Here is a 22,000-nt window from a genome sequence, read left to right as displayed (position 1 = left end):
TGTTTATTGGACTATGTTTTATTTTATTTGTTAACCCGTATTCATTGTATACTGCATCATGGTAGTTTGGTACAGGGTTTACAATCATTTCGGAAAGTTGTAACATTTCTTAACGTTTATTCACAAATAATTTACAAATATGTTAAGAAAAATCTAAATTTTAAAACAAAAGCAACTGTAAAATGATATAATCATATCAAAATACATATAGGGGATGAGAGGCTATGGAGCTAATTCGTGACTTAATGATCCAAGTCGCGATCATTATTTTGCCACTGTTTTTATATGAAGCGATTCGTCTAAACCGTTATCAAGATATGCTTCCAAAGCCCAATCGCTATTTTATTATGTTCTTATCTAGTATTACGCTTGTTCTCTCTATGACGTATCCGATTTGTTTTGTCGATGCTTGTAGTTACAATTTCCATGCGATTCCGATTATGAGTGCTTTTTTGTATGGTGGGATTGTAGGGATTATCCCAGCTTGTATTTTTATTGTATACGAATGGTTTTTGAATGGTTTACAGTGGTTTCGGATAATAGAAGTTTTATGTCTTGCAATCATTCCTTTCCTGCTATCAAAAAAGTGGTCTGTTTTTCCGAGAGAAAAAAAACTTATTGTGGCCTTTATTATTTCATCTTTGTATGTTTTTGTCGGTTTAGTGTGTAGTATGTTTGGGATTTTACTGAGAGTAGGCTTTACGCCACCTATGTCGCATTTGTATAGTGGATACATATTTGCTTCCTTTATTATGGTTATGACAATGGTATTTCAAGTGTATTTAACAGAGTATTTAAATGAAAATGCATTGTTACGTACAGAAATGCAAAAATCTGAAAAGTTAAACATTATAAGCGAGCTAGCGGCAAGTGTAGCACATGAGGTGCGAAATCCCCTCACAGTTGTTCGAGGGTTTATTCAGCTATTAGAGAGTACAGAAGATATGAAGAATAAGGACTATATGCGTCTTGTACTAGCTGAGCTTGATCGGGCCGAACAAATTATTTCGGATTACTTAAATTTAGCTAGACCGCAAATTGAAAAAAAGGAACATATATGTTTATCAGCGCAGCTCATAGAAATGACTACTTTAATGTCTTCATTTGCGGCAATGCAAGGCGTTTATTTACAAGTTGAAATTTCTGAGAGCCTTTATACGATTGGTGATAAGACAAAGTTAAAGCAAGCGATTATGAATATCGTTAAAAATGGAATTGAAGCGATTCAGGAAAACAAAGGGTATTTAAAAGTAACCGCCATTCAAAAAGATGATGTGATTATAGTGCGAGTAAAAGATAGTGGCGTTGGAATGACGAAAGAACAGCTAGCAAGGCTTGGACAACCGTATTATTCATTAAAAGAAAAAGGAACGGGTCTAGGGCTTATGGTTACCTTTAGTATTTTACAAGCACATAATGGTACGCTGGAATATAAAAGCGAGAGTGGAAAAGGAACGGAAGCAATTATTACATTACCAGCAGTTAGAAATAAGGAATAAAAGTTACCGATATAAGGTAACTTTTTTATTTATCTATATAAATTCAAGTTAAAAAAACGACATAAACTCCTTCGTTTTAGTTGGGAGAGAGGATCCAGCCATACATAGAAGCGGTCAGAGCCTTTTCCTGCCCCATGCCAAGTAAAAATAGAAAGAGAAAACAACTAACGGTTACTTTTTCTGCTTCGCGTGAGCGACTTATATGTCGAAAAACTAAAATAGATTTATATACGTGAAAATGAAAGGCTTGTAAAGCTTCTACCTTGGATGATGAAAAGCTAACGATGAAGGTTTTATTCATTTGTTTTTTCTGGTTTGACTCGAATAAATAAATTTTTAAATGATTGAAATAAGCTTTGCTCCTTTGAGGCGGCGATTAGTCGTTTTGTTTCTTGAATTTCACGAATGACTTGCATAAGCTGTGCATCTCGATTGTTGTCTTTATTGTAAACGTGATTGACAAGCTTGTTCATTTTTTCTTCTTGCTTTGATTCACGCTTATACATATGATTCATCAATAAGTCCATTTTTTCTTTTTGTAGGGCATCTGTTTGAGCTGCGTGATCAATAAGTTCTTGCAGCATTTCTTCTTGTGTACCCTCTTTTACATAAACTTGTTGCATTAATTCATCTAGTTTTTCATCTTTTAAGCGGTTTTGTGTAATTAAGGTAGAGTTTTGATGAATAATTGCTTCGTTTAATTGTGCGAGCATCTCAAGTTTTAACATGAATTCTTCAAAGTTTCGGTCTTCTTCTTTCGCATGTACTTCTTGATTTTGTTTTAACATCGGTACAGGTGGACTATCTTTTTCTTTTAAAATGATAGGAATTGTTTCTGTAATATCTTCTTGTAAAGTGGCTACTCGTTCGTGAATTGATTTTAAAAGCTTCATATCATCCATTTTATATATACGAGCATCAGCAGTTTTTGCAATCATATAACCATGTTGTTCTAAAAGTTGACTATATTTTCGAACTATATGTTTCGGGATTCCTGTTTTATTTGTAACATCCTTCGTTTTATATGTCGCCTCCATAACATTTCCTCCCCAAAAAGTATCGTATATACAAATTCCATCTTTTATTTAGACTTCCTTTGAAAAAGAATGTCGGAAGTCTAGAAGTTTTCTACATGATTAGCGAAAAGTTGCATAAAAATGAATGTTTTTGGCGTAAAGGGGAGGAAGGGATAAAATAATGTCTGAAAACATATATGGAGGAAGTTTGTTATAATAGCCTAGGAAAAGAAATTGGGTCGAAAAACGGAGGCACATATATGAAACAATTAAAAGGCATTATCATTTCGATTATTGCTATTCTTTCTATTTTAGTTGCTGTCTATGAAGCGTTTATACCAACAGAACCAAAGAGTAAGAAAGAAGTTACATATGATCAAGTTCTAGAATTTCCAAAAGAACGTTATCCAGAGACGGGGAAACATATAGCAGATGCGATTAAAGAAGGGCATTCTAAAGTATGTACGATTGATCGAAGTGGTGCAGCTGATAGAAGAAAGTTGTCTCTAGCTCCATATCCAGCAAAAAAAGGGTACGATCGTGATGAATGGCCAATGGCAATGTGCAAAGAAGGTGGAAAAGATGCGCATATTGAATATATTAACCCTGCTGATAATAGAGGCGCAGGTTCATGGGTGGGAAATAAGCTAGATAAGTACCCAGATGGGACACGTGTGAAGTTTGAGGTTAAGTAGTAGAAGGGAATGGTGCTTGTGGAATTAACAATTTCCTACTCACAATTAATCGTGATGAATTATGAGGGGGAACAGCCTTATGTAGACTGGACGAATGAAGATTTTGAGAGGGGATACGCTGAAGCAGAAGGAGTAATTATTTTTGAGGCACTTTCTGATTATACGTGTGAAATCAAAGCAACAGTTGGGAAGCGTATTGAGAAAGAAGAGACAATGAGAACGATATCAGTCCCTTTTAGGGTGGGGGACGAAGGAGTTTTTGTAAGGAGTATTCTTTCTGACAAATTTCCCATTTCAATTCCAAAAGGTGATTATCTGTTGGTACTACAAGCAATACCGCTTGAGGAACCAACAGATGATGAATTGTACAAGATACAATATGAATTGTTTTTTGAAAAGAAAGAGTAAAAAAAAAAGGCCACGGTATCGTGGCTTTTTCTTTTAAACTTCGTTACAATGAAGAACGGAAGAAGGTGTAAATATACGCCAAGTTTGCGGCGTAATCTTATCATTTATTGGATCGGCTGCTTTTCAACATCGTGCGGATTAAGTTTGGTTATTCTATTTGTGTTTCTTTATATAGAAGAACTAGGAATTGATGATGTGAATAAATTAGCGTAATTGTCAGGAAGTTCATTTTATTTTTATTTGTACCACCTTGTTATTGGCGATGAACGCTAGTTGAAATATAGAATAAGGGTATCCTTTTAAAGGACACTCTTATTTCCTTATGCGTTTGTTTTTAGAAGAGAGCGGGCCTCTTTAGCAGCTTGAACCATATGCTCTAAAGCAGGTATAACTTCTTCTGTTCTTCTTGTTTTTAAACCACAGTCTGGGTTAATCCAGAAGTATTTTGGATCACATACTTTTAAGGATTGTTCTACAATTGTATACATTTCATTTTTACTTGGAACACGAGGGCTATGAATATCATAAACTCCTAAACCGATCCCTTTTTCATATGTTGTATGTTCTAATGTATGAATGAATTCACCATGACTTCTTGATGTTTCGATAGAAATAACATCGGCATCTAATGCACGAATTGCATCTACGATATCTTCGAAGTTACTGTAACACATATGTGTGTGAATTTGTGTTTCATTCGCTACAGAAGAAGTTGCTAGAAGGAATGATTGAACAGCCCATGTAATATATGTGTTCCAATCTTTTTCTTTTAGCGGCATTCCTTCGCGAAGTGCTGGTTCATCGACTTGAATAACACGGATACCGGAAGATTCAAGCAATTTAATTTCATGACGAAGTGCTAATGCGATTTGGTAAGAAACTTCTTTTCGTGAAATATCATTCCGAACGAATGACCAGTTTAGAATGGTCACAGGACCTGTTAACATGCCTTTTACAACTTTATCTGTAAGGCCCTGGGCATATGCGGTTTCTTTAATTGTCATCCCATTAATAAAGGCAACATCACCATAGATTACAGGTGGTTTTACACAGCGGGAACCGTATGATTGAACCCAACCATTCTTAGTGAAAGAGAAACCAGCAAGTCTTTCGCCAAAGTATTCTACCATATCAGTTCGCTCAAATTCACCATGAACGAGCACATCAAGGCCGATTTTTTCTTGATATCGAATCCATTTTTCAGTTTCTTTTTCAATAAATTGTTCATATTGTTCATTTGTAATGTCACCGCTTCGCCATTGTTTACGCGTTTGACGAACTTCAGTAGTTTGCGGGAAGCTACCGATTGTTGTTGTTGGAAGTAGCGGTAACTGTAATGCTTCTTGTTGCAAAGCATAACGTTGTTCAAATGGAAGAGGACGAGAGAAATCTTCTTCTTTAAGAGTTGCTCTTGCTGTTTGTACATCTTCACGATTACGTGCAGCTGAAGATCGAATTGCTTCATGAGCGCTACGGTAAGTAGCTAATTCCGTACTAACACTTTCTGCACCCTCAGAAAGCGCGCGTTTAATAAGTGTAAGTTCTTCTAATTTTTGATTTGCAAATGCAAGGGCATCAAATAGTTCTGTTGATAAGTGTGTTTCTTCCGTTTTATCAATTGGAGTATGTAATAAGCTACATGAAGGCTGAACGATCCACTCTTTCGGTGTAATGTGATCTTGTAATGTTTTAAATAAAGAAAGGACTTCGTCAAGATCAGCTCTCCAAATGTTACGGCCATCTATACAACCGACTGCTAAAATTTTATCGGATGGGAATCCATACTCTAAAACTGTGTTTACATTACCTTCTTTACCGTGAACAAAGTCCAATCCAATGCCGGATACAGGGAATGTAATAATTTCTTCATAGTTCTCTTCTACACTATCAAAATAAGTTTGTAAGATAAGAATTGCATTTGGAACGCTTTTACGAATTGTCGCGTAAAGTTCTTTCGCCTCTGCTATTTCTTCTTTTGTTAAAGATGCAAAAATTGGTTCATCAATTTGGATGAATTTTGCACCAGCTTCGTGTAATTCAGTTAATAGCTGTACATAAGGAGCAACTAGTTGATTTAAAATAGTAGCAAATTGCTCTTGTTTATATCCTTTTGCTAATTTTAAGAATGTATAAGGTCCTAATATAACTGGTTTTCCATCAACGCCTAATTCTTGTTTTGCTTCTTCGTATAAGCGAAGTGGTCGATTGTCTTTTAAAGAAATCTCCAATCCTTCTTCATATTCTGGAACAATATAATGATAGTTTGTGTTAAACCATTTTGTCATTTCGGAAGCAACGTGATCTTTAGAGCCACGTGCCATTGCAAAATATACATCAAGATAAGAAGTGAACTCTGAAAAACGAGATGGAATAAAGCCAAGCATGTAGGCTGTGTCCAGCACATGATCATAATATGTAAAGTCGCCAATTGGAACTAAATTGATTCCTTTTTCTTGCTGAGCTTTCACATGTTGAAGACGAATTTCTTTCATTGTTGTTGAAAATTGCTGCTCATCAATCTTATTTGACCAAAAAGCTTCCAACGTTTTTTTCCATTCTCTGTGTAACCCAATTCGTGGATACCCTAAATTACTTGTTTGAATTGCCATTTAAAATTCCTCCCTAATTGAAAGTAAGCATTTCCGTTTACTCGGAAATGCATGTAACGAAAAGTATAAAGGTACAGAAAATAGCCCTCTCTTCTCGTTCATAACACCTAATCATCATCCGTGAGTCTATCAGTGTTGTTAAAATAGGCAGGTCTCCTGGCTTATGCTTCATATGACTTCTTTCACCTTCCCGTTTTCACAGTGGTATAGAAAAGAAGTCTCTGCACTTACAGTGGCGGGACCGCGTTGGAATTTCACCAAACTTCCCTTTTCAACACGAACTCAGAAATGTCGTGTACCTATTTTCCTTTTGAAAGGAATTTAACAAGCGAATATGATATTGAAACAAATTCTAACATAATTTTTTGAATTTTGTCTACTGTTTTAAAATAAGAATATTTATAAAATTATAATTTTCATCATTGTGAAAATTATGATTTTATAAATGGGATGGAATCAAAGGTTCTATGTTTGTTTTCAACATGAATGATGAGGATTTATGTCTAAATAAGAGAGAAGAAATAATAAAGAGCATAAGGCGGTGGATGGTAGGGAGAATGATCAGTGAGGAAAATCCCCACTGATAAAGTGTCAATTTCCATTCATTCCTATTTCTGAAAGGCGACCAGCACTTGCATCTTTATGGAGTTCATTTAACCAACGTAATTCAACAGTAATATGTTCAATAACACTGTTTAAAATATAAAGCTGTGCACGCGGAACATTTTCCTTGCTATGTTCGTATATGGATTGCATCGTATGTAAATATTGAATTGTGTCATCTCTCTTTTTTTCTAAAATAGGAATGATTGTTTTTTCATCACCAAAGTGAGAGAAGGATAGTGCTGAATAGATTGGTTTATATATTTGGTTTTTTGCCTCGAATTGCTTTAAAAGCAGTGTATGGAAAAATTCTCTTCCAGTTTCAGTTATATGGAAAATTGTCTTATCTGGTCGATTGGTATCTCGTACAACATTTGTAACCGCAATTGCCCCTTGTTTCTCCAATTGTTCAAAGGCGTAATAGAGGGATCCTTTTGCGTATTTAATATAACAATTCATTTGTCGTTCTTTTATTATATGCTGCACTTCATATGGATGTTTATCTCCTTCGAGTAGCAAGCCGAGAATGACTAATTTCATGCTCACGCTGTCTCAACTCCTGTAATATAAACTTTATACATATTATAAACGGTATATCTCTTTATCGAAAGAGATATACCGTTTCATTTTGGCGTGTATTAACTTACCTGTTTCTGTTTTTTCTTTGTTCCCGTTAAGAGACGTTCTTTACCCATCAGTATAATACAGATAATACTTAGAACAGCTGGGATAAGCGCCCAGCAAAATGTATCGGCAATAGATGTCCCAAGTGCTTGTTTAATTCCATCCAATATTTGAGGTGGAATTTTTTCAGTAGCATGTGGTGACAATAAAAAGCTTGTGTCTCCACCTGTTGGTACCATTTTTGCTAATTCTGGAGGGAAAACAGCTTTTAATTTATCAGTGAAAATCTGATTTTGAATCGTACCGAAAATTGTCACACCAAGAGTCATTCCAAGAGAACGGAAGAAAGAGTTTGTTGATGTAGCAGAGCCGCGATCTCTCATTTCTAAATTGTGAATAGAAGACATACTTAAAATAGAGAATGAGAAGCCAACTCCAAGCCCAGTTAGAATCATAAAGGTTGTTACGAGTGTACGTGATGTTTCTAGTGTTAATGTGCCAAGTGAATAAATCCCAAGTACAAAGAAAATTCCAGATACGATCATAATGTTACGGTAACTTGTTCGAGATGCCAATTGTCCACCTACTTGACTTCCGACTACAGAACCGACCATCATTGGTGTTAAAATTAATCCTGCATTAGATGCTGAACCGCCAAGAACGCCTTGGACAAAGATTGGAATGTAAACTGTACAAATAATAAAAGTTGCTCCATAGAAAAAGGCAACACCTTGGCTCGCTGCAAATAAGCGCTTTTTAAATAAATGGAAAGAAATAATTGGCTCTGTTGCTCGTCTTTCTACGAAGAAGAAGATAATAAGCATAATAGCAAAAGTAGCAAATAAGCCAAGAATCATATTAGAATTCCAAGCATATTCCTTACCACCAAGTTCTAGAGCAAACATTAAGCAAACAATGCTTATTACAAGTGTAATGGCACCAGCCCAATCGATTTTTTGTTTTCTATATTGTAGAGATTCTTTGTAGTACTTCGAGATGAAGAAGAAGGAAATAAGCCCTAATGGAATATTGATATAAAAGACCCAGTGCCAACTTATATAATCAGTAATATAAGCCCCTAATAAAGGACCGAATACGCTTGATGTTCCAAAAACTGCTCCAAATAGTCCAGTCATTTTCCCTCGTTTTTCCGGCGGGAATATATCATACATGATTGTGAATGCAATTGGCATTAAAGCGCCGCCACCAATTCCTTGAATCGCTCTGTAGATACTTAACTGTTCAATACTTGCTGCTGTACCGCAAAGAATAGAACCAAGCAAAAAGAGAAGCAATCCACCGATATAAAAACGTTTACGTCCATACATATCAGATAATTTCCCGAAAATCGGCATCCCTGCCATTGTTGCTACCATATAAGCTGATGTGACCCAAACAAATTTATCAAATCCTCCTAGGTCTCCAACAATTGTCGCCATGGCAGTGGCAACGATTGTATTATCCATTGCTGCCATTAAAATACCAAGTAACAATCCAGCAACAACAAACTTTGTTTTACTTACTTTGTTTTGAGATGCTTGTTCTTGCAAACATACCCCTCCTTTTATATAAGATCAACTGTTCTGTAGGAAAATCTTATTAGTAGTTCGTACTTTAGCATGTCTTTATGTATGACTATAATTTCACTATTCCTTTTATAAGAGAAGATAGTGCCATAAAGAATAGAAAGCATAAATCATATTATAGTCAAATTTGACTAAAAGGCAAATTTTTTTATTTTATCCCGCTATTTTGGGGCAGTAATATTCCCACCTCAAGATTTAGCGAAAGCTCAGAGGTTAGGTGAGAGCTAATAATCAGTGGGGGATGAAGAAAATCTCTACTGAATTAAAGTTTCACTTTATAGCTTTTAATATTGAAGAAACAAAAGGAATCTAGCGAATGAAGGAGTGTATAGCTATTTAAAATGGTTTTTTAATCACGTCGTCGAATAAGATAAAGAAGAAAGATAAAAGTGTTGAAGACGTGTATTTTTATTGGAATAAATAGGGGAATGTTTTAAGGTGAACGAATTGGAGAAGGGTAGTTTATTATTTAGGAGAGCAGAATAAATTTGTACAGATAATACCATCTGGAATGAGGTGAATTGTGATTGTGAAAATGTGGGAAATAAGTCTAGATAAAGAATTGTTTCCGTTGTCTTTACAACCTGTTATGTGGATGGAAGGTGGTTCTAAAGAAGTTACGAGCAAACAGTCTAATCCAAATGTAGCGGTAACATTACAAATTCGCAGTAAAAAAGAAAAGTGTTTTTCACAAGAAGTTGTTTATGATGTACATGAAATTCTTTTTATTCAATTAGAAGTTGAAAACATAGGAAGCGAAGAAATTTCTCGCGTAATCGTTAGTCATATGATTCGTGATCATTTTGCATATATCCCTAATACATTACAAACGAGTAAAGGGACGGGAGAGTTTTTATTCCAACTTGTAAGGTGGAGAATTGATGAATTACTACCTGGTGAAAAAGCTCAATTAATCTGTCAGGTGAAAGCATCACGTATACAAATCCCGTCTCATATTTCGTTACGTGCTACATACACATTTCAGCAGAAGGGCCGATTATATGGACCACTTCAAACAAAAGAAGCAATATTGATACAACAATAAAAAGGAGCCCCGGGAAGTGGGTTCCTTTTTTAATGCAAATTATGCTTCTTTAGTAATTCTTTTTGTTCCAGGCCTTTTTTTCCTACATAGTTATTTTTATATCCGAAGTATAAAATAAATAAGAAAGAAGCAACATTTATGATAGCATCAATTTGGTCATTTGTAATAAAAGAAAGCCCGAATGATTCAAATAATAGTTTTAATGATAAGAGAAATCCGGCTAAAAAACGAATGACGTCTGAAATATTTTCTCTTTGTAACATCTTTTTCTCCTTTCGGTAATGGATATATATTATATAAATACAAATTGAAAGACCGACATAAAACCTTTTTTTAGGTGGTAGAGAGCATCTGGCCATGCAAACCCTTTTCCTGCCCCATGCCAAGTTAAAACAAAGAGAGAAAACAAGTAGCGGTCACTTTTCGTTCTTCATAGCATCGATTTATATGTTGGAAAATCAAAATAGATATATACTATATATATGAAATAGAAAAGAAAATGAATACAAGTTTAAGAGAGAAAATGTACGAAAAATACGTACATTTTTGTTTTGTAAAAAAATATTATTGATATAGAAGCATACAGTATGATTAGTAATGCAAGATGTATAGATGCTCAATCCTTTTTGCTTTACTTATAATTTATATTATATAAAAGGTATTCAGTTATTATTTTAGACGGTAACTTATCCAGGAGAGCGAAAATCATTAGAAGAGCTATGAAATAAAGTGAGAACTCAATCGTATAACATAGAGATTTAAAAAATAGAGAATTATAAAAGTTTCTTCGTAACAATTTCATCTCTTTTGTTACAAAAAAATGATATTTTGTAACAAAAGTCTTTAAAAATAGATTTAAACATCATATAATTGTAATGGATGTGTCAATACATTTTGCACAATGTTTTTTTATTTAAAAGTGTAGGGAAAACAATCTCTACACTTTTCCTTTTGAGGAAACAAAAAGAATATTTGTAAATTGTTGCAAGTAAACCTTTACACTGTGTAAAATGAACAAGAAAAGATTGATAGAAAGAGAGAAGGGGAATGGTAGAATGATAGACGTGAGGAGCCGACGATCACCTTTGATCAGGTGGCTAGTTATAATTGCTATTGCAATTAGTGCTATCGCGGCGGGGTTTTTCATATTTCAATCCTTTACATCACCTGCAAGAGCTGTAGCCACTCAGGTAAACCAAATCCAGCTTGCTAGTGAACAGGTAAAAGTTGAGTTGAATAAAAAAGCACCGGTGAAATTTAATGGGGAAGTACGCAAAGTTGCATACTTAACTTTTGATGATGGGCCGAGTGAATTTCAAAAAGAAATTTTAGATATCTTAAAGAAAAATGAAATAAAAGGAACATTTTTCATGATTGGTGGAAACATCCCTTCTCATACAGAGAGTGTGAAACGTTTAGTAAAGGAAGGACATTATCCAGGTGTTCATAGCATGACACATGATTATGCCAAACTGTATAAACAAGGACAGTTTGTAGAAGAGATGAAACAAGCGCAGAAAATTGTGAAAGATGTTACAGGGATGGAACCTAAGCTTGTTCGTTGCCCGTACGGAAGTATGCCAGGGCTTAATCAAGCATTGCGGGACCAAATGGCAACAGTAAATATGAAAGAATGGGACTGGACTATTGATTCTTTAGATTGGAAATTACCAGGGAATCCGAATGGTGTAGTACAAAATGTCATTTCAGGGGCTAAACAAGAACGTGAAGTCATTTTAATGCATGAAAAAAAACAAACTGTACAAGCATTGCAAACAATTATTGATGATCTTCGTAAAAAAGGGTATGAGTTTGAAGTGTATGAAGAAGCTGCTCATTTTCCATTAAATTTTTGGCATGATGATCGTATATAAGTAGGAGGAAAAAAAGTTGAAATATAATAAAATAGCAATTGTAGCGGCTTTATCTATGACATTATTAGCTGGTTGTTTCGGACCAAAACCAGAAGAGGAATTATATGTAGCATTTGAAAATGCTGCGAAGCAAGAAAAGCCAATGTTTGAAGACGCGAAAAAATTAGAGGCATTAGAAAAAGAAGGCCAAACATTATACGGTCAAATCGTGCAAGAAGGAAAAGATAATAATCAAGCTGCGAAAGAAAAATTAGATCAAGCAATGAAAAATACAGCAGAACGTGGAAAAGTAATTGATAAAGAAAAAGAAGCATTAAACAAAGCACAAGAAGAAGTGAAATCGGTTGATAAATATGTGAAAAAAATCGAGAATGGTAAGTTAAAAGAACAAGCAGACAAAGTAAAGAATACTTACGAAAAACGATATGAGTCTTTTAAGAAGATGTATGACAACTATAGTAAATCATTAAAGTTAGAAAAAGAATTATTCACAATGCTTCAAGATAAAGGAGCAAAATTAAAAGATATTAGTGAGAAAGTAAAAACGGTGAACCAATCTTATAAAGATATTGATGCTGAAAAAGATAAGTTCAACGAATATACAAAATCATATAATACAGAAAAAGTAGCATTTTATAAACAAGCGAACATTAAAATAAAAGAAGAGAAGAAATAAAGCAGGTTGGCCATTATGGCCAAGCCTGCTTTATTTCTTTGTATACGTACGCCGATACCAAGGAATTGGTTCGCTTAATTTTTTTTCCTGTTTTAGCGCTTCCGGCCCAATAAAATCTTGAAGCGTTTTTTTTGCTACTACTAAAGAAAGAGTTGTTTTGGGGTTTCTATAGGAAGATTCAAGGCTACCGAGATGTGGGAGAGTACTGAAATCATCTTTTGTAGGAGGGATATGGAAAAAATAGTCACCTAACCGAACGAGAACATCTGATTGTTGCTGACTAAAACGTGGATTCCTAGAGAAATGTAATCCTTCTTTTATTGCTTTCTTTTCACTAATTAAACGTTCTAAAGCAATCTTTTTCAACCAATATAAATATTTAGGATTTGTAGCAGCTTTGGCATGACGGTTCACAATGAAAATAGATTGAGCTAATTGATCAATAGAATATTGTTTGTGTGATTGAGACTGTGGTTGTGAAGGTTTCATAGTGGGACCCCTTTCTAGTTTTTCAATATTATAGCATAAATAAAAGTAGTTTTTATTATATACAAAAAATGATTGTATACATTTTCAATATTAAAGCAATATTGTTACAAAAAACAACTATTTTGTATAATAGTGATAGGAATGATTTCTAGAAATTTGATAACGAAAGAGTGAGAAGTGTGAAAGATATATTGAAACAGCAATATGCCATTATTGATATTGGTTCAAATACAATGCGATTGGTGATTTATGAAAAACAAAATGGAGGCTTTTATAAGGAAGTTGAAAATACAAAGGTTGTTGCACGATTAAGAAATTATCTAATAGATGGTGTGTTAATACAAGGAGGGATGGATATACTGCTGCAAACATTACTTCAATTTCAAGAAAGTACAAGGTTTCACGGATTACATAATGTGCTTTGTGTTGCGACAGCAACAATTAGACAAGCAAAGAATCAAGAAGAAATAAAAAAACTTGTAGAAGGAAAAACTGATTTTGTGCTTAGGGTATTATCTGAATATGAAGAAGCACGCTATGGTTACTTAGCTGTGATGAATTCAACTTCTTTTACAGAAGGAGTTACTGTCGACATAGGTGGGGGAAGTACAGAGGTTACATATTTTCGGGACCGAGAAATTGTAGAATATTATAGCTTTCCTTTTGGAGCGCTTTCTTTAAAACAACAATTTATTCATCGTGAGACACCAACCACAGAAGAATTAGAAGAATTAAGAAGATATCTATGGTATCAATTTCAAACGTTACCTTGGTTAAAGGAAAAAAGACTACCCCTTATTGCTATAGGTGGGAGTGCTCGAAATATGGTGAAAATTCATCAAAATGCAATTTCTTATCCGATAGCAGGTTTGCATTTATATAAAATGAAGGAAGCAGATATAAGGGATGTAAGAGAGGAACTAGAAAGTCTTTCTTTTACAGAATTACAGAAGTTAGATGGGTTAGCAAAAGATCGAGCTGATACAATTATTCCAGCGATAGAAGTATTTTATATGCTAACAAATATTATACAAGCCCCATCATTTGTATTAAGCAGAAAAGGGTTACGAGAAGGTGTTTTCTATGAGGAACTTACAAAAAAATTAGGTATTTCTTATTATCCAAATGTAGTAGAGGAAAGTTTACACTTATTGTCCTATGAATATGAAATGGATATGAAATTTGTCGTTCAACTTATTAAGCAAGGAACGTTAATTTGTACACAACTTGAAGAGTCTGAAATTATTTCTTTTTCAGAAAAAGATTGGGGTATATTTTATCAAGCTGCCAAAGTATTTAATATCGGGAAATACATAGATACAGAAGCAAGCCGTCTGCATACATTCTATTTATTGGCGAATAAAACAATCGACGGCATGATGCATAAAGAACGTATTAGACTTGCACTCATCGCATCTTATAAGTCGAAAATGCTATTTAAACAGCACTTAACACCATTTGAAGGTTGGTTTGATAAGAGTGAACAGAAAAAAATTCGATTGTTAGGGGCAGTTTTACAATTTTCAGCTGCTTTAAATGTGAGACAAAGGGCGCTTATTGAAAAGATTAACGTAGAAAAAAATAAAGAGAAGCTTGTATTCCACATTGTTTGTAAACAATCAGCTTTAGCAGAAAAGGTACAAGCAGAAAAGCAGAAAAAGCAGTTAGAAAAAGCATTGAAGATGAATATTGATTTAATATTTGAAGAGGAATATTAAGTTGTACGGATGTCTTTACAAAAGTTTTACACTTCGATAAATTGGAATTTGTTACAATAAATGTAACTAAATTATATTGAAAAAGTTTCAAGGGAAGTGTGAGGGGAAATGGAATTGGAATTGATGAAGGAAAGCTTTGTAAATTTGAATGATACTGCTTACTATAATAACCGTGAATTAAGCTGGCTTGCTTTTAATGAACGTGTGTTACAAGAGGCACAAGATGAAAGTAATCCACTTTTAGAAAGATTAAAGTTTATTAGTATTTTTAGTTCAAATTTGGATGAATTTTTTATGGTACGTGTTGCTGGATTAAAAGATCAAGTAAAAGCGGGCTTCAATCAACCAGAAAATAAGGCTGGATTAACACCAAAACAGCAGCTAAATAAAATTGCTACGAAAGCTCATGAATTGATGACAGTTCAGTATAATACATTTAAAAATACTGTGCTGCCAGCGCTTGGAATGGAAGGTATTGAGCCGTTAACATTTCAAGATTTAACGAAAGAGCAACGTGAGTTTATTGAAGAATATTTTGATGAACAAATTTTTCCAGTCTTAACACCTGTAGCGATAGATGCATATCGTCCGTTTCCGATGCTTTTAAATAAAAGTTTAAACTTAGCTACTATTCTCTATGATGAGAAACAGGTAGAGGAAGAGAACAGAACAAAGCTTGGTATTGTCCAAGTGCCTTCATTACTCGAGCGTTTTATTTTTTTGCCAAGTGAAGATCAAAAACATAAATTTATTTTATTAGAAGACGTAATTAGTAGTTTTACTCATAAATTATTTACAGGATATAAAGTATCCTCGGTCACTCGTTTTCGTATTACGCGTAATGCGGATTTGACAATACATGAAGAGGGTGCACGTGATTTATTGAAAGTAATTGAAAAAGAGTTAAAAAAACGTAAGTGGGGGACGGCTGTTCGTTTGGAAATTGGAAAAGAACACGTAGATGAAAGAGTTTTAGCTTTATTATATGAAGTGTTAGAGGTAAAGGATGAAGATGTATATATGATGGAGGGACCATTAGATTTAACATGTTTATTTTCCTTATACAAAAAATTAGCACCTTTATATGAACATCTTGTTTATCCAGCTCTTATTCCGCAACCGCCTCAAGATTTAGACGATGAAGAAGATGTATTTGAGAAAGCAATTGAGCACGATATTTTATTGCATCATCCATTTGAATCTTTTCAGCCAGTTGTTGATTTTGTGCGTGATGCGGCAGATGACCCGAATGTGCTGGCTATAAAACAAACGTTATATCGTGTAAGTGGAGATTCTCCGATTATTCAGGCATTAAAGACCGCAGCAGAGAAGGGGAAACAAGTAACAGTGCTTGTTGAATTAAAGGCTCGTTTTGATGAAGAAAATAATGTCCATTGGGCAAAGGAACTTGAACAAGCGGGTTGCCACGTTATTTATGGTGTAAGTCATTTGAAAACACATAGTAAAATTACACTTGTTGTACGAAGAAAAAACGGAAAAATTGAAAGATTTGTACATTTAGGGACAGGAAACTATAATGATGCGACTGCAAAGCTATATACAGATTTTGGCTATATTACATCCCGGAAAGATTTTGGAGTAGATGCAACAAATTTCTTTAATTATTTGAGCGGTTATACAACGAAACCTCATTTTCATCATTTGTCAGTGGCACCTTTTGATATACGCCAGCAATTTATGGAGCTAATAGATGAAGAGATTCGCTATCATAAGCAATATGGTAATGGACACATTATTGCTAAGATGAATTCATTAACAGATAAACCGTTGATTCAAAAGTTGTATGAGGCATCGCAGGCTGGAGTGAAGGTGGAACTTATCGTGAGAGGAACATGTTGCTTACGCCCTGGTATTCAAAATGTAAGTGAAAATATTAGGGTGATTAGTCTCGTTGGGCGCTACTTAGAACACAGCCGTATTTATTATTTCCATCATAATGGAGATGAAAAAATTTATTTATCTTCCGCTGACTGGATGACAAGGAATATGGAAAAGCGAGTAGAAATATCTTTTCCAATTCTAGGCCTTGAAATGAAGGCAAGAATAAACGCAATATTACAGCTTGTTTTAGCAGATAATGTAAAAACGCGTGAACAAAACAAAGATGGTGAATACTATTATGTAATCAATAATAGTTCGCAAGAGATTGATAGCCAAGTGAAATTATTTAAAATGGCTTATCAAAATACTGATGTAGAGTAATGTTTTGTATAGTATGAAATAGTTAATAATAACTTATGAGTAAGTACCTAGTACTAAGATTATAAGGATATTATATATGAATACAAATTGAAAAAAACGACATAACTCCTTTTTTTAGGTGGGAGAGAGCATCCAGCTATGCATAGGAGCGGTCAATCCCACTTCCTGCTCCGTGCAACGGTAAAACAAAGAGAGAAAACGAATGCAGATCACTTTTTGTTCTGTATAGTAGCGGATTATATATTGGAAAATCAAAATGGATCCATATAGAAAAATGATCAAATAAAATTTCAATTAATAGAAATGAATGAAAAAAGCCTCTTATATAAATAAGGGGCTTTTTTCATAGTTTTTGTTTATATCAATAATAATACGGCTGGCATGGCCCTCCGTAACAAGGAAACGGTGTTGGCGGATATGGAGGATAGTAAGATGGTCTAGGACCGAATGCTAATGCTCCGCCAAGTAAACCGCCAGCAAGTCCTGCTAAGAATGGAACACCGAAGAAGGGTAAGAAGCGTGAGTCACTTACTGGGCCAATGGGTCCTGAACGAACTAGATAGGGCTGAGGATATGGGTACATGTAAAAACCTCCTTTATTGGACTCATTGTTATCATATGGTGAAAAAGCATGGATGAGCGAGTACAAGGAAGGATATATGAGAAAATAGGCAATTATAGGTTACAGGTGCTGAAGGGTGAATACTGTAATTTCAGGCCTGGACAAAAAACGAAATGGAACACGTGTCCTTCCAAGACCGCGATTTACATAAAGGAGTAATTCTTGAATATGATAAAATCCCTCAATGTAATGTTTTGCTAGTGCTGGGGTAATGATTGCTCCTAAAAAGGGAAGTTGTACTTGTCCACCATGACTATGTCCAGAAAGTTGGAGGTTTACTGGGAAGTTTGCAATTTTAGGTGCTATATCAGGTTCATGTACGAGCACAATTGTATATAGCTCTTTTTGCACATGGTGTAATGTTACCTCGATTTCTGGTTTGCCAAGAAGGATGTCATCGATTCCGAAAATAGAAATTTCACTATTATCGAATATACGAATACGTTTTTCGGTATTTTGTAATACTTCAAAACCTGCATCACTCATAATTTGACTATAGTATTCGGTTCCATACCCACCATGATCATGGTTTCCATAGATTGCAAATTTACCAAAGGGTGCACGAATATTTCGCAAAATTGAAGAAACAAAAGGAGTTTCGCTATATGTTTGGTAGTCATCGATTAAATCACCAGTAAAAAGGACAATATCAGGCGCAGCACTATTTATTTTTGAAACGATTGTTGAAAGGTGCTGGAGAGAAAAATAGTATCCTAAATGTAAATCACTAAATTGGACGATTTTCATACCGTGAAAGTTTTTGGGAATAAGTGGAGAACGAAGGGTATGATGTGTGAAAGAAAGAAAGTTCGGCTCTATATATTTTGCATAGTAATAGCCGAGACCAGCTGTAATACAAGTATAGAGACAAGTGCGTATTCCTGTTTTTATAAAGTTTCTTCTCGTTATTTGTTTCATAGGAATATGAGCGAACCTATAGTATACAAAAGGAAGTTTATAAGATATACAGGCAAATCATTATAGGTCACTTGGCTCTCCTTTCCGTTTATTTCTTGTTCTAGAATTATATTTTGAGATATCGAAAAGTAGTATATATAAATACAAATTGAAAAAACGACAAAAACCTAATCTTTAGGTGGGAGAGAGCATCCGGCCATGCATAGAGGCAGTCAGATTTTTTTCCTGCCCCATGCTAAGTGAAAACAAAGAGAGAAAACAAGTGCGGGTCACTTTTTGTTCTGCATAGCAGTGGATTATATGTCGAAAAACCAAAATGGATTTATATAGATTATAAGAAATATGGCAATGAAAGTGATTTACTTATCTAAAGATATCAGAAAAATTTAAAAATATAAAGATTTCTATGAAATAAAGTGGTAAAATGAATGTGTATTCATTTTTAGGGAGGGGAAATTTTGAAAGAAAAAGTAGCGATTATAACAGGTGGTTCAAGCGGAATGGGAAAAGGGATGGCAGCTCGTTTTGCAAAGGAAGGAGCACGCGTTGTTATTACAGGGCGTACACAAGAAAAGCTGGAAGAAGCGAAAAAGGAGATTGAGCAATTTTCAGGACAAGTATTGACAGTACAAATGGATGTTCGAAATATAGAAGATATAAAAAATATGATTGAATATGTTGATGGAAAATTTGGACGCATTGATATTTTAGTAAATAATGCAGCAGGTAATTTTATTTGTCCTGCGGAAGATTTATCGATTAATGGTTGGAATGCGGTTATTAATATTGTGCTTAACGGAACTTTTTATTGTAGTCAAGCAGTAGGGAAGTATTGGATTGAGAAGGGCATAAAAGGAAATATCATTAATATGGTAGCAACGTATGCATGGGATGCAGGACCGGGTGTCATTCATTCTGCTGCGGCGAAAGCAGGTGTGTTGGCAATGACAAAAACGCTCGCTGTTGAGTGGGGGCGTAAATATGGTATTCGCGTCAATGCAATTGCTCCTGGACCAATTGAACGAACAGGTGGTGCGGATAAATTATGGATTTCAGAAGAGGCAGCCAATCGTACACTGCAAAGCGTCCCGCTTGGTCGGCTTGGTACGCCAGAAGAAATTGCGGGTTTAGCTTTTTATTTATGCTCTGATGAGGCAGCGTACATAAATGGAACGTGTATGACAATGGATGGTGGACAGCATTTGCATCAGTATCCATTTTAAAGGGATTATATAAAGTGAAACGTGGGGATTACTGCCCATGAATGTGAGGTAAAATGTGACGGATTTGTGACATGTGAAAGAAAAGTGTTTACAACAGGTTTTTTATAAGGTATATTTAAGACCTCTTTTTTCTTCATAGTAGAATTGCTAATTCCCCTTAGCATTTTACCCCTCTAATCCCTTCAGGAAAACTGAAGGGATTTTTTATTATTTTTCTATACATACCGTGTTATAATTTTTGAAAAGTAAAGGGAGGGAAACATTTTGGTAGATGCATTAGATGTGATGAGTAATTTAGATAAAGTCCTTCCTTATTATCAAGCTATTTTTAGTGCTGATGAGCATACAGTAATTGGATATGAGGTAGTAGGACGTATCCAAACGGAAGAAGGGATACAAAGTCTTTCTTCTTTTTTTCATGATGATTCCATTCCAGGTGAATTTCAACTAGAGGCGGATAATGTCATAGTAGAAAAAGCATTAGAACGTTACTTGGAAACAGATCAAAAATTTTTATTGTTTATACATCGGGGTGCGAACATATTAATGAATGATGAAGATGAAAGTTTACTTCATTTGCTGTTAATGTATGAAAAAAAAGGATTGAACTTAGGGAATATCGTTTTAGAAATAACAGAGCATGATTGTAAGGAAGATATAGAACAATTTAATCACTTACTTATGTATTACCGTACATATGGCATTCAAATTTCAATTAATAAAGTAGGGACAGGTACGAGTAATCTAGAACGAATTAGTGTGCTGGCACCTGATATTTTAAAGGTGGACTTAACGAATTTAAGACAAACTGCACTTTTACAATCTTATCAAGATATTTTATATTCTTTGTCTTTATTAGCAAGAAGAATTGGTGCGACATTATTATATGAAGAAATTGATGCTTTTTACCAACTGCAATACGCTTGGAAAAATGGTGGAAGATATTATCAAGGGGATTATTTAAAAAAATGTTTACCTGATTTTATTGAAGCGGATATTTTAAAAGAACGTCTTGGTAATGAATGTCATCAATTTATTCAACATGAAAAGAAAAAACTACAAAAAATTTATCAATTAACGGAAACATTGCGTAATCAAGTTGGGAATGTTTTATCTAAGCAGAAAAAGAATGAAGACGTTAATGATTGGTTATTGCATTTTAGTCAACATGTATCGCATTATAGTTTTAGAATCTTTATTTGTAATGAAGACGGCTTTCAGCAATCAGGAAACATTATGAAAAAAGATGGTGAATGGATTGTTATGCCAGAGTATTATATGAAAAATTGGAGCTGGCGTCCGTATTTTTTAGAAAATATAATGAAAATGAGATTTGAAAATAAAGCAAGACTCTCTGATTTATATGCAGATATAGAAACAGGAGAGATGGTACGAACGTTTTCCTTTCCAATTGACGATGAACATTTTTTATTTATTGATTTGTCCTATGAATTTTTATACGAAGAAGATGTTTTATTTTAATGCACGAAGCAATTCGTGCATTTTTTTGTTTGTTTTTAGCATAAATTGGTAATAGTGAAAAAGATGGCAAAAATGCTGTCTATCATTGTAAAGATTTTACGAACGAAACCATCCCTTTCTTTACATAATCATTGTTACAATGAATACTACAAAGACAAGCTCTGTTAAAGGAAGGTGAAAAAATGAGAAAATATGGAATTTGGTTTGTTCTATTTTTATGTGTTGCCTTTCTAGTTGGGTATAGTGTTACAACGGTTCTTGGTAAAGAAGAAATAAAAGTGGATCGAAAAGAAGTGTTTACAACCATTCAAAAGGGATATGAGGTACAATTTTCAATTCGTGGGAAGCATTTATCAATGGGGAAGATGTATGATGCACTATCACCTTATTTTACAAATAACTTTCTTCAAGTTTTTACAGATGAAAATAGTAACGGTGACAAACAAAGTGGTGAACATTTACTTCCTACAAAAGAAGCTCCTTTTTCTTTTACTTCTCAAACAAAGTTAGCATTTGACGAAGAACATGGGCTTTTATACGTATATGAATGGGTGAAAAATGAACAATATCAAATTATCACGTTGCAAAAGGAAGAAGGGAAATGGAAATTAGCTGGTTATCATGAGAGTCAGGAGCTTTTAATAGAAATGAAAAAATTACAAGAGTTGAAAGAACAGGAATAGGTGAATC

The 22,000-nt window shown here is 34.4% G+C and carries 20 protein-coding genes and 1 riboswitch; of the genes, 12 read left to right on the top strand and 8 right to left on the bottom strand.

All coding sequences use genetic code 11. The features are described from left to right. The first annotated feature begins 224 nt into the window (after positions 1-224). Entirely contained in the window at positions 225-1,499 is a 1,275-nt protein-coding gene (locus ORL93_RS06800) for a sensor histidine kinase (RefSeq protein ID WP_097794353.1), read from the top strand. Between the two features lie 293 nt (positions 1,500-1,792). Here the strand turns inward: ORL93_RS06800 and ORL93_RS06795 are convergent, their stop codons facing one another. Next, positions 1,793-2,536, bottom strand: coding sequence for a DUF3967 domain-containing protein (locus ORL93_RS06795; RefSeq protein WP_097794352.1), 744 nt, complete (start codon positions 2,534-2,536; stop codon positions 1,793-1,795). A gap of 239 nt (positions 2,537-2,775) precedes the next feature. Between ORL93_RS06795 and nucA the strand changes: the two genes are divergently transcribed. From nucA to ORL93_RS06780, 3 genes are read left to right on the top strand one after another with little or no spacing between them, the layout of a single operon-like run. Beyond that, positions 2,776-3,210: a DNA-entry nuclease gene (gene nucA / locus ORL93_RS06790; protein WP_029426887.1), complete on the top strand. Its 435-nt coding sequence runs from the start codon at positions 2,776-2,778 to the stop codon at positions 3,208-3,210. 18 nt (positions 3,211-3,228) lie between these two features. Further along, positions 3,229-3,618, top strand: coding sequence for a competence protein ComJ (gene comJ, locus ORL93_RS06785; protein ID WP_097794476.1), 390 nt, complete (start codon positions 3,229-3,231; stop codon positions 3,616-3,618). Positions 3,619-3,666: 48 nt separating this feature from the next. Further along, a complete protein-coding gene (locus ORL93_RS06780; protein ID WP_003199904.1) occupies positions 3,667-3,831 on the top strand; it encodes a hypothetical protein in 165 nt (54 codons plus the stop codon). 107 nt (positions 3,832-3,938) lie between these two features. Here ORL93_RS06780 and metE read toward each other — a convergent pair whose 3' ends face one another. From metE to ORL93_RS06765, 3 genes are all read right to left on the bottom strand, one after another. Then, positions 3,939-6,227, bottom strand: a complete 2,289-nt coding sequence (gene metE, locus ORL93_RS06775; protein WP_097794351.1) for a 5-methyltetrahydropteroyltriglutamate--homocysteine S-methyltransferase — start codon at positions 6,225-6,227, stop codon at positions 3,939-3,941. A gap of 129 nt (positions 6,228-6,356) precedes the next feature. Then, a riboswitch (cobalamin riboswitch) is annotated at positions 6,357-6,545 on the bottom strand. Positions 6,546-6,818: 273 nt separating this feature from the next. After that, complete coding sequence (locus ORL93_RS06770) at positions 6,819-7,376, bottom strand: PadR family transcriptional regulator (protein ID WP_097794350.1); 558 nt, start codon at positions 7,374-7,376, stop codon at positions 6,819-6,821. 92 nt (positions 7,377-7,468) lie between these two features. After that, complete coding sequence (locus ORL93_RS06765) at positions 7,469-9,004, bottom strand: MDR family MFS transporter (RefSeq protein ID WP_097786583.1); 1,536 nt, start codon at positions 9,002-9,004, stop codon at positions 7,469-7,471. Positions 9,005-9,569: 565 nt separating this feature from the next. On the opposite strand from ORL93_RS06765, the gene ORL93_RS06760 reads away from it, so the two are divergent. After that, positions 9,570-10,085 (top strand): hypothetical protein, encoded by a 516-nt coding sequence (locus tag ORL93_RS06760; protein WP_029426891.1) that lies wholly within the window; start codon positions 9,570-9,572, stop codon positions 10,083-10,085. Positions 10,086-10,114: 29 nt separating this feature from the next. On the opposite strand, the gene ORL93_RS06755 is transcribed toward ORL93_RS06760, so the two are convergent. Next, positions 10,115-10,348: a phage holin gene (locus ORL93_RS06755; RefSeq protein ID WP_003199911.1), complete on the bottom strand. Its 234-nt coding sequence runs from the start codon at positions 10,346-10,348 to the stop codon at positions 10,115-10,117. 792 nt (positions 10,349-11,140) lie between these two features. Between ORL93_RS06755 and ORL93_RS06750 the strand changes: the two genes are divergently transcribed. Further along, positions 11,141-11,959: a peptidoglycan-N-acetylglucosamine deacetylase gene (locus ORL93_RS06750; RefSeq protein WP_176524561.1), complete on the top strand. Its 819-nt coding sequence runs from the start codon at positions 11,141-11,143 to the stop codon at positions 11,957-11,959. Positions 11,960-12,014: 55 nt separating this feature from the next. Next, on the top strand, positions 12,015-12,635 hold the full coding sequence (locus ORL93_RS06745) for a YkyA family protein (protein ID WP_050774439.1): 621 nt from the start codon (positions 12,015-12,017) through the stop codon (positions 12,633-12,635). A gap of 30 nt (positions 12,636-12,665) precedes the next feature. Here the strand turns inward: ORL93_RS06745 and ORL93_RS06740 are convergent, their stop codons facing one another. Continuing rightward, complete coding sequence (locus tag ORL93_RS06740) at positions 12,666-13,124, bottom strand: YkyB family protein (protein WP_006095822.1); 459 nt, start codon at positions 13,122-13,124, stop codon at positions 12,666-12,668. A 179-nt stretch (positions 13,125-13,303) separates the two neighbouring features. Here ORL93_RS06740 and ORL93_RS06735 point away from each other — a divergent pair, with 179 nt between their 5' ends. Both ORL93_RS06735 and ORL93_RS06730 read left to right on the top strand, forming a co-directional pair. After that, on the top strand, positions 13,304-14,842 hold the full coding sequence (locus ORL93_RS06735) for a Ppx/GppA family phosphatase (protein ID WP_097794349.1): 1,539 nt from the start codon (positions 13,304-13,306) through the stop codon (positions 14,840-14,842). A 114-nt stretch (positions 14,843-14,956) separates the two neighbouring features. After that, entirely contained in the window at positions 14,957-17,065 is a 2,109-nt protein-coding gene (locus ORL93_RS06730) for an RNA degradosome polyphosphate kinase (protein WP_033799702.1), read from the top strand. 361 nt (positions 17,066-17,426) lie between these two features. On the opposite strand, the gene ORL93_RS06725 is transcribed toward ORL93_RS06730, so the two are convergent. Together ORL93_RS06725 and ORL93_RS06720 are read right to left on the bottom strand one after the other, a co-directional pair. Then, positions 17,427-17,648 carry a hypothetical protein gene (locus ORL93_RS06725; protein WP_003208297.1) on the bottom strand — a complete coding sequence of 74 codons (222 nt, stop codon included), beginning with the start codon at positions 17,646-17,648 and terminating at the stop codon, positions 17,427-17,429. A 99-nt stretch (positions 17,649-17,747) separates the two neighbouring features. After that, positions 17,748-18,605: a metallophosphoesterase gene (locus ORL93_RS06720; RefSeq protein ID WP_097794348.1), complete on the bottom strand. Its 858-nt coding sequence runs from the start codon at positions 18,603-18,605 to the stop codon at positions 17,748-17,750. A gap of 458 nt (positions 18,606-19,063) precedes the next feature. Here ORL93_RS06720 and fadH point away from each other — a divergent pair, with 458 nt between their 5' ends. From fadH to ORL93_RS06705, 3 genes are all read left to right on the top strand, one after another. After that, positions 19,064-19,828 carry a 2,4-dienoyl-CoA reductase gene (gene fadH, locus ORL93_RS06715; protein WP_097794347.1) on the top strand — a complete coding sequence of 255 codons (765 nt, stop codon included), beginning with the start codon at positions 19,064-19,066 and terminating at the stop codon, positions 19,826-19,828. A 264-nt stretch (positions 19,829-20,092) separates the two neighbouring features. Beyond that, positions 20,093-21,310 (top strand): EAL domain-containing protein, encoded by a 1,218-nt coding sequence (locus ORL93_RS06710; protein WP_003199920.1) that lies wholly within the window; start codon positions 20,093-20,095, stop codon positions 21,308-21,310. 182 nt (positions 21,311-21,492) lie between these two features. Further along, positions 21,493-21,993, top strand: coding sequence for a DUF3993 domain-containing protein (locus ORL93_RS06705; RefSeq protein WP_003199921.1), 501 nt, complete (start codon positions 21,493-21,495; stop codon positions 21,991-21,993). Positions 21,994-22,000: the final 7 nt, after the last annotated feature.

Origin of the sequence: Bacillus sp. DHT2 (assembly GCF_026241455.1) — a bacterium.
Lineage (GTDB): Bacteria > Bacillota > Bacilli > Bacillales > Bacillaceae_G > Bacillus_A > Bacillus_A pseudomycoides.
The sequence above is the reverse complement of the archived record's forward strand: the minus strand, read 5'-3'. Positions and strand labels throughout refer to the sequence as shown.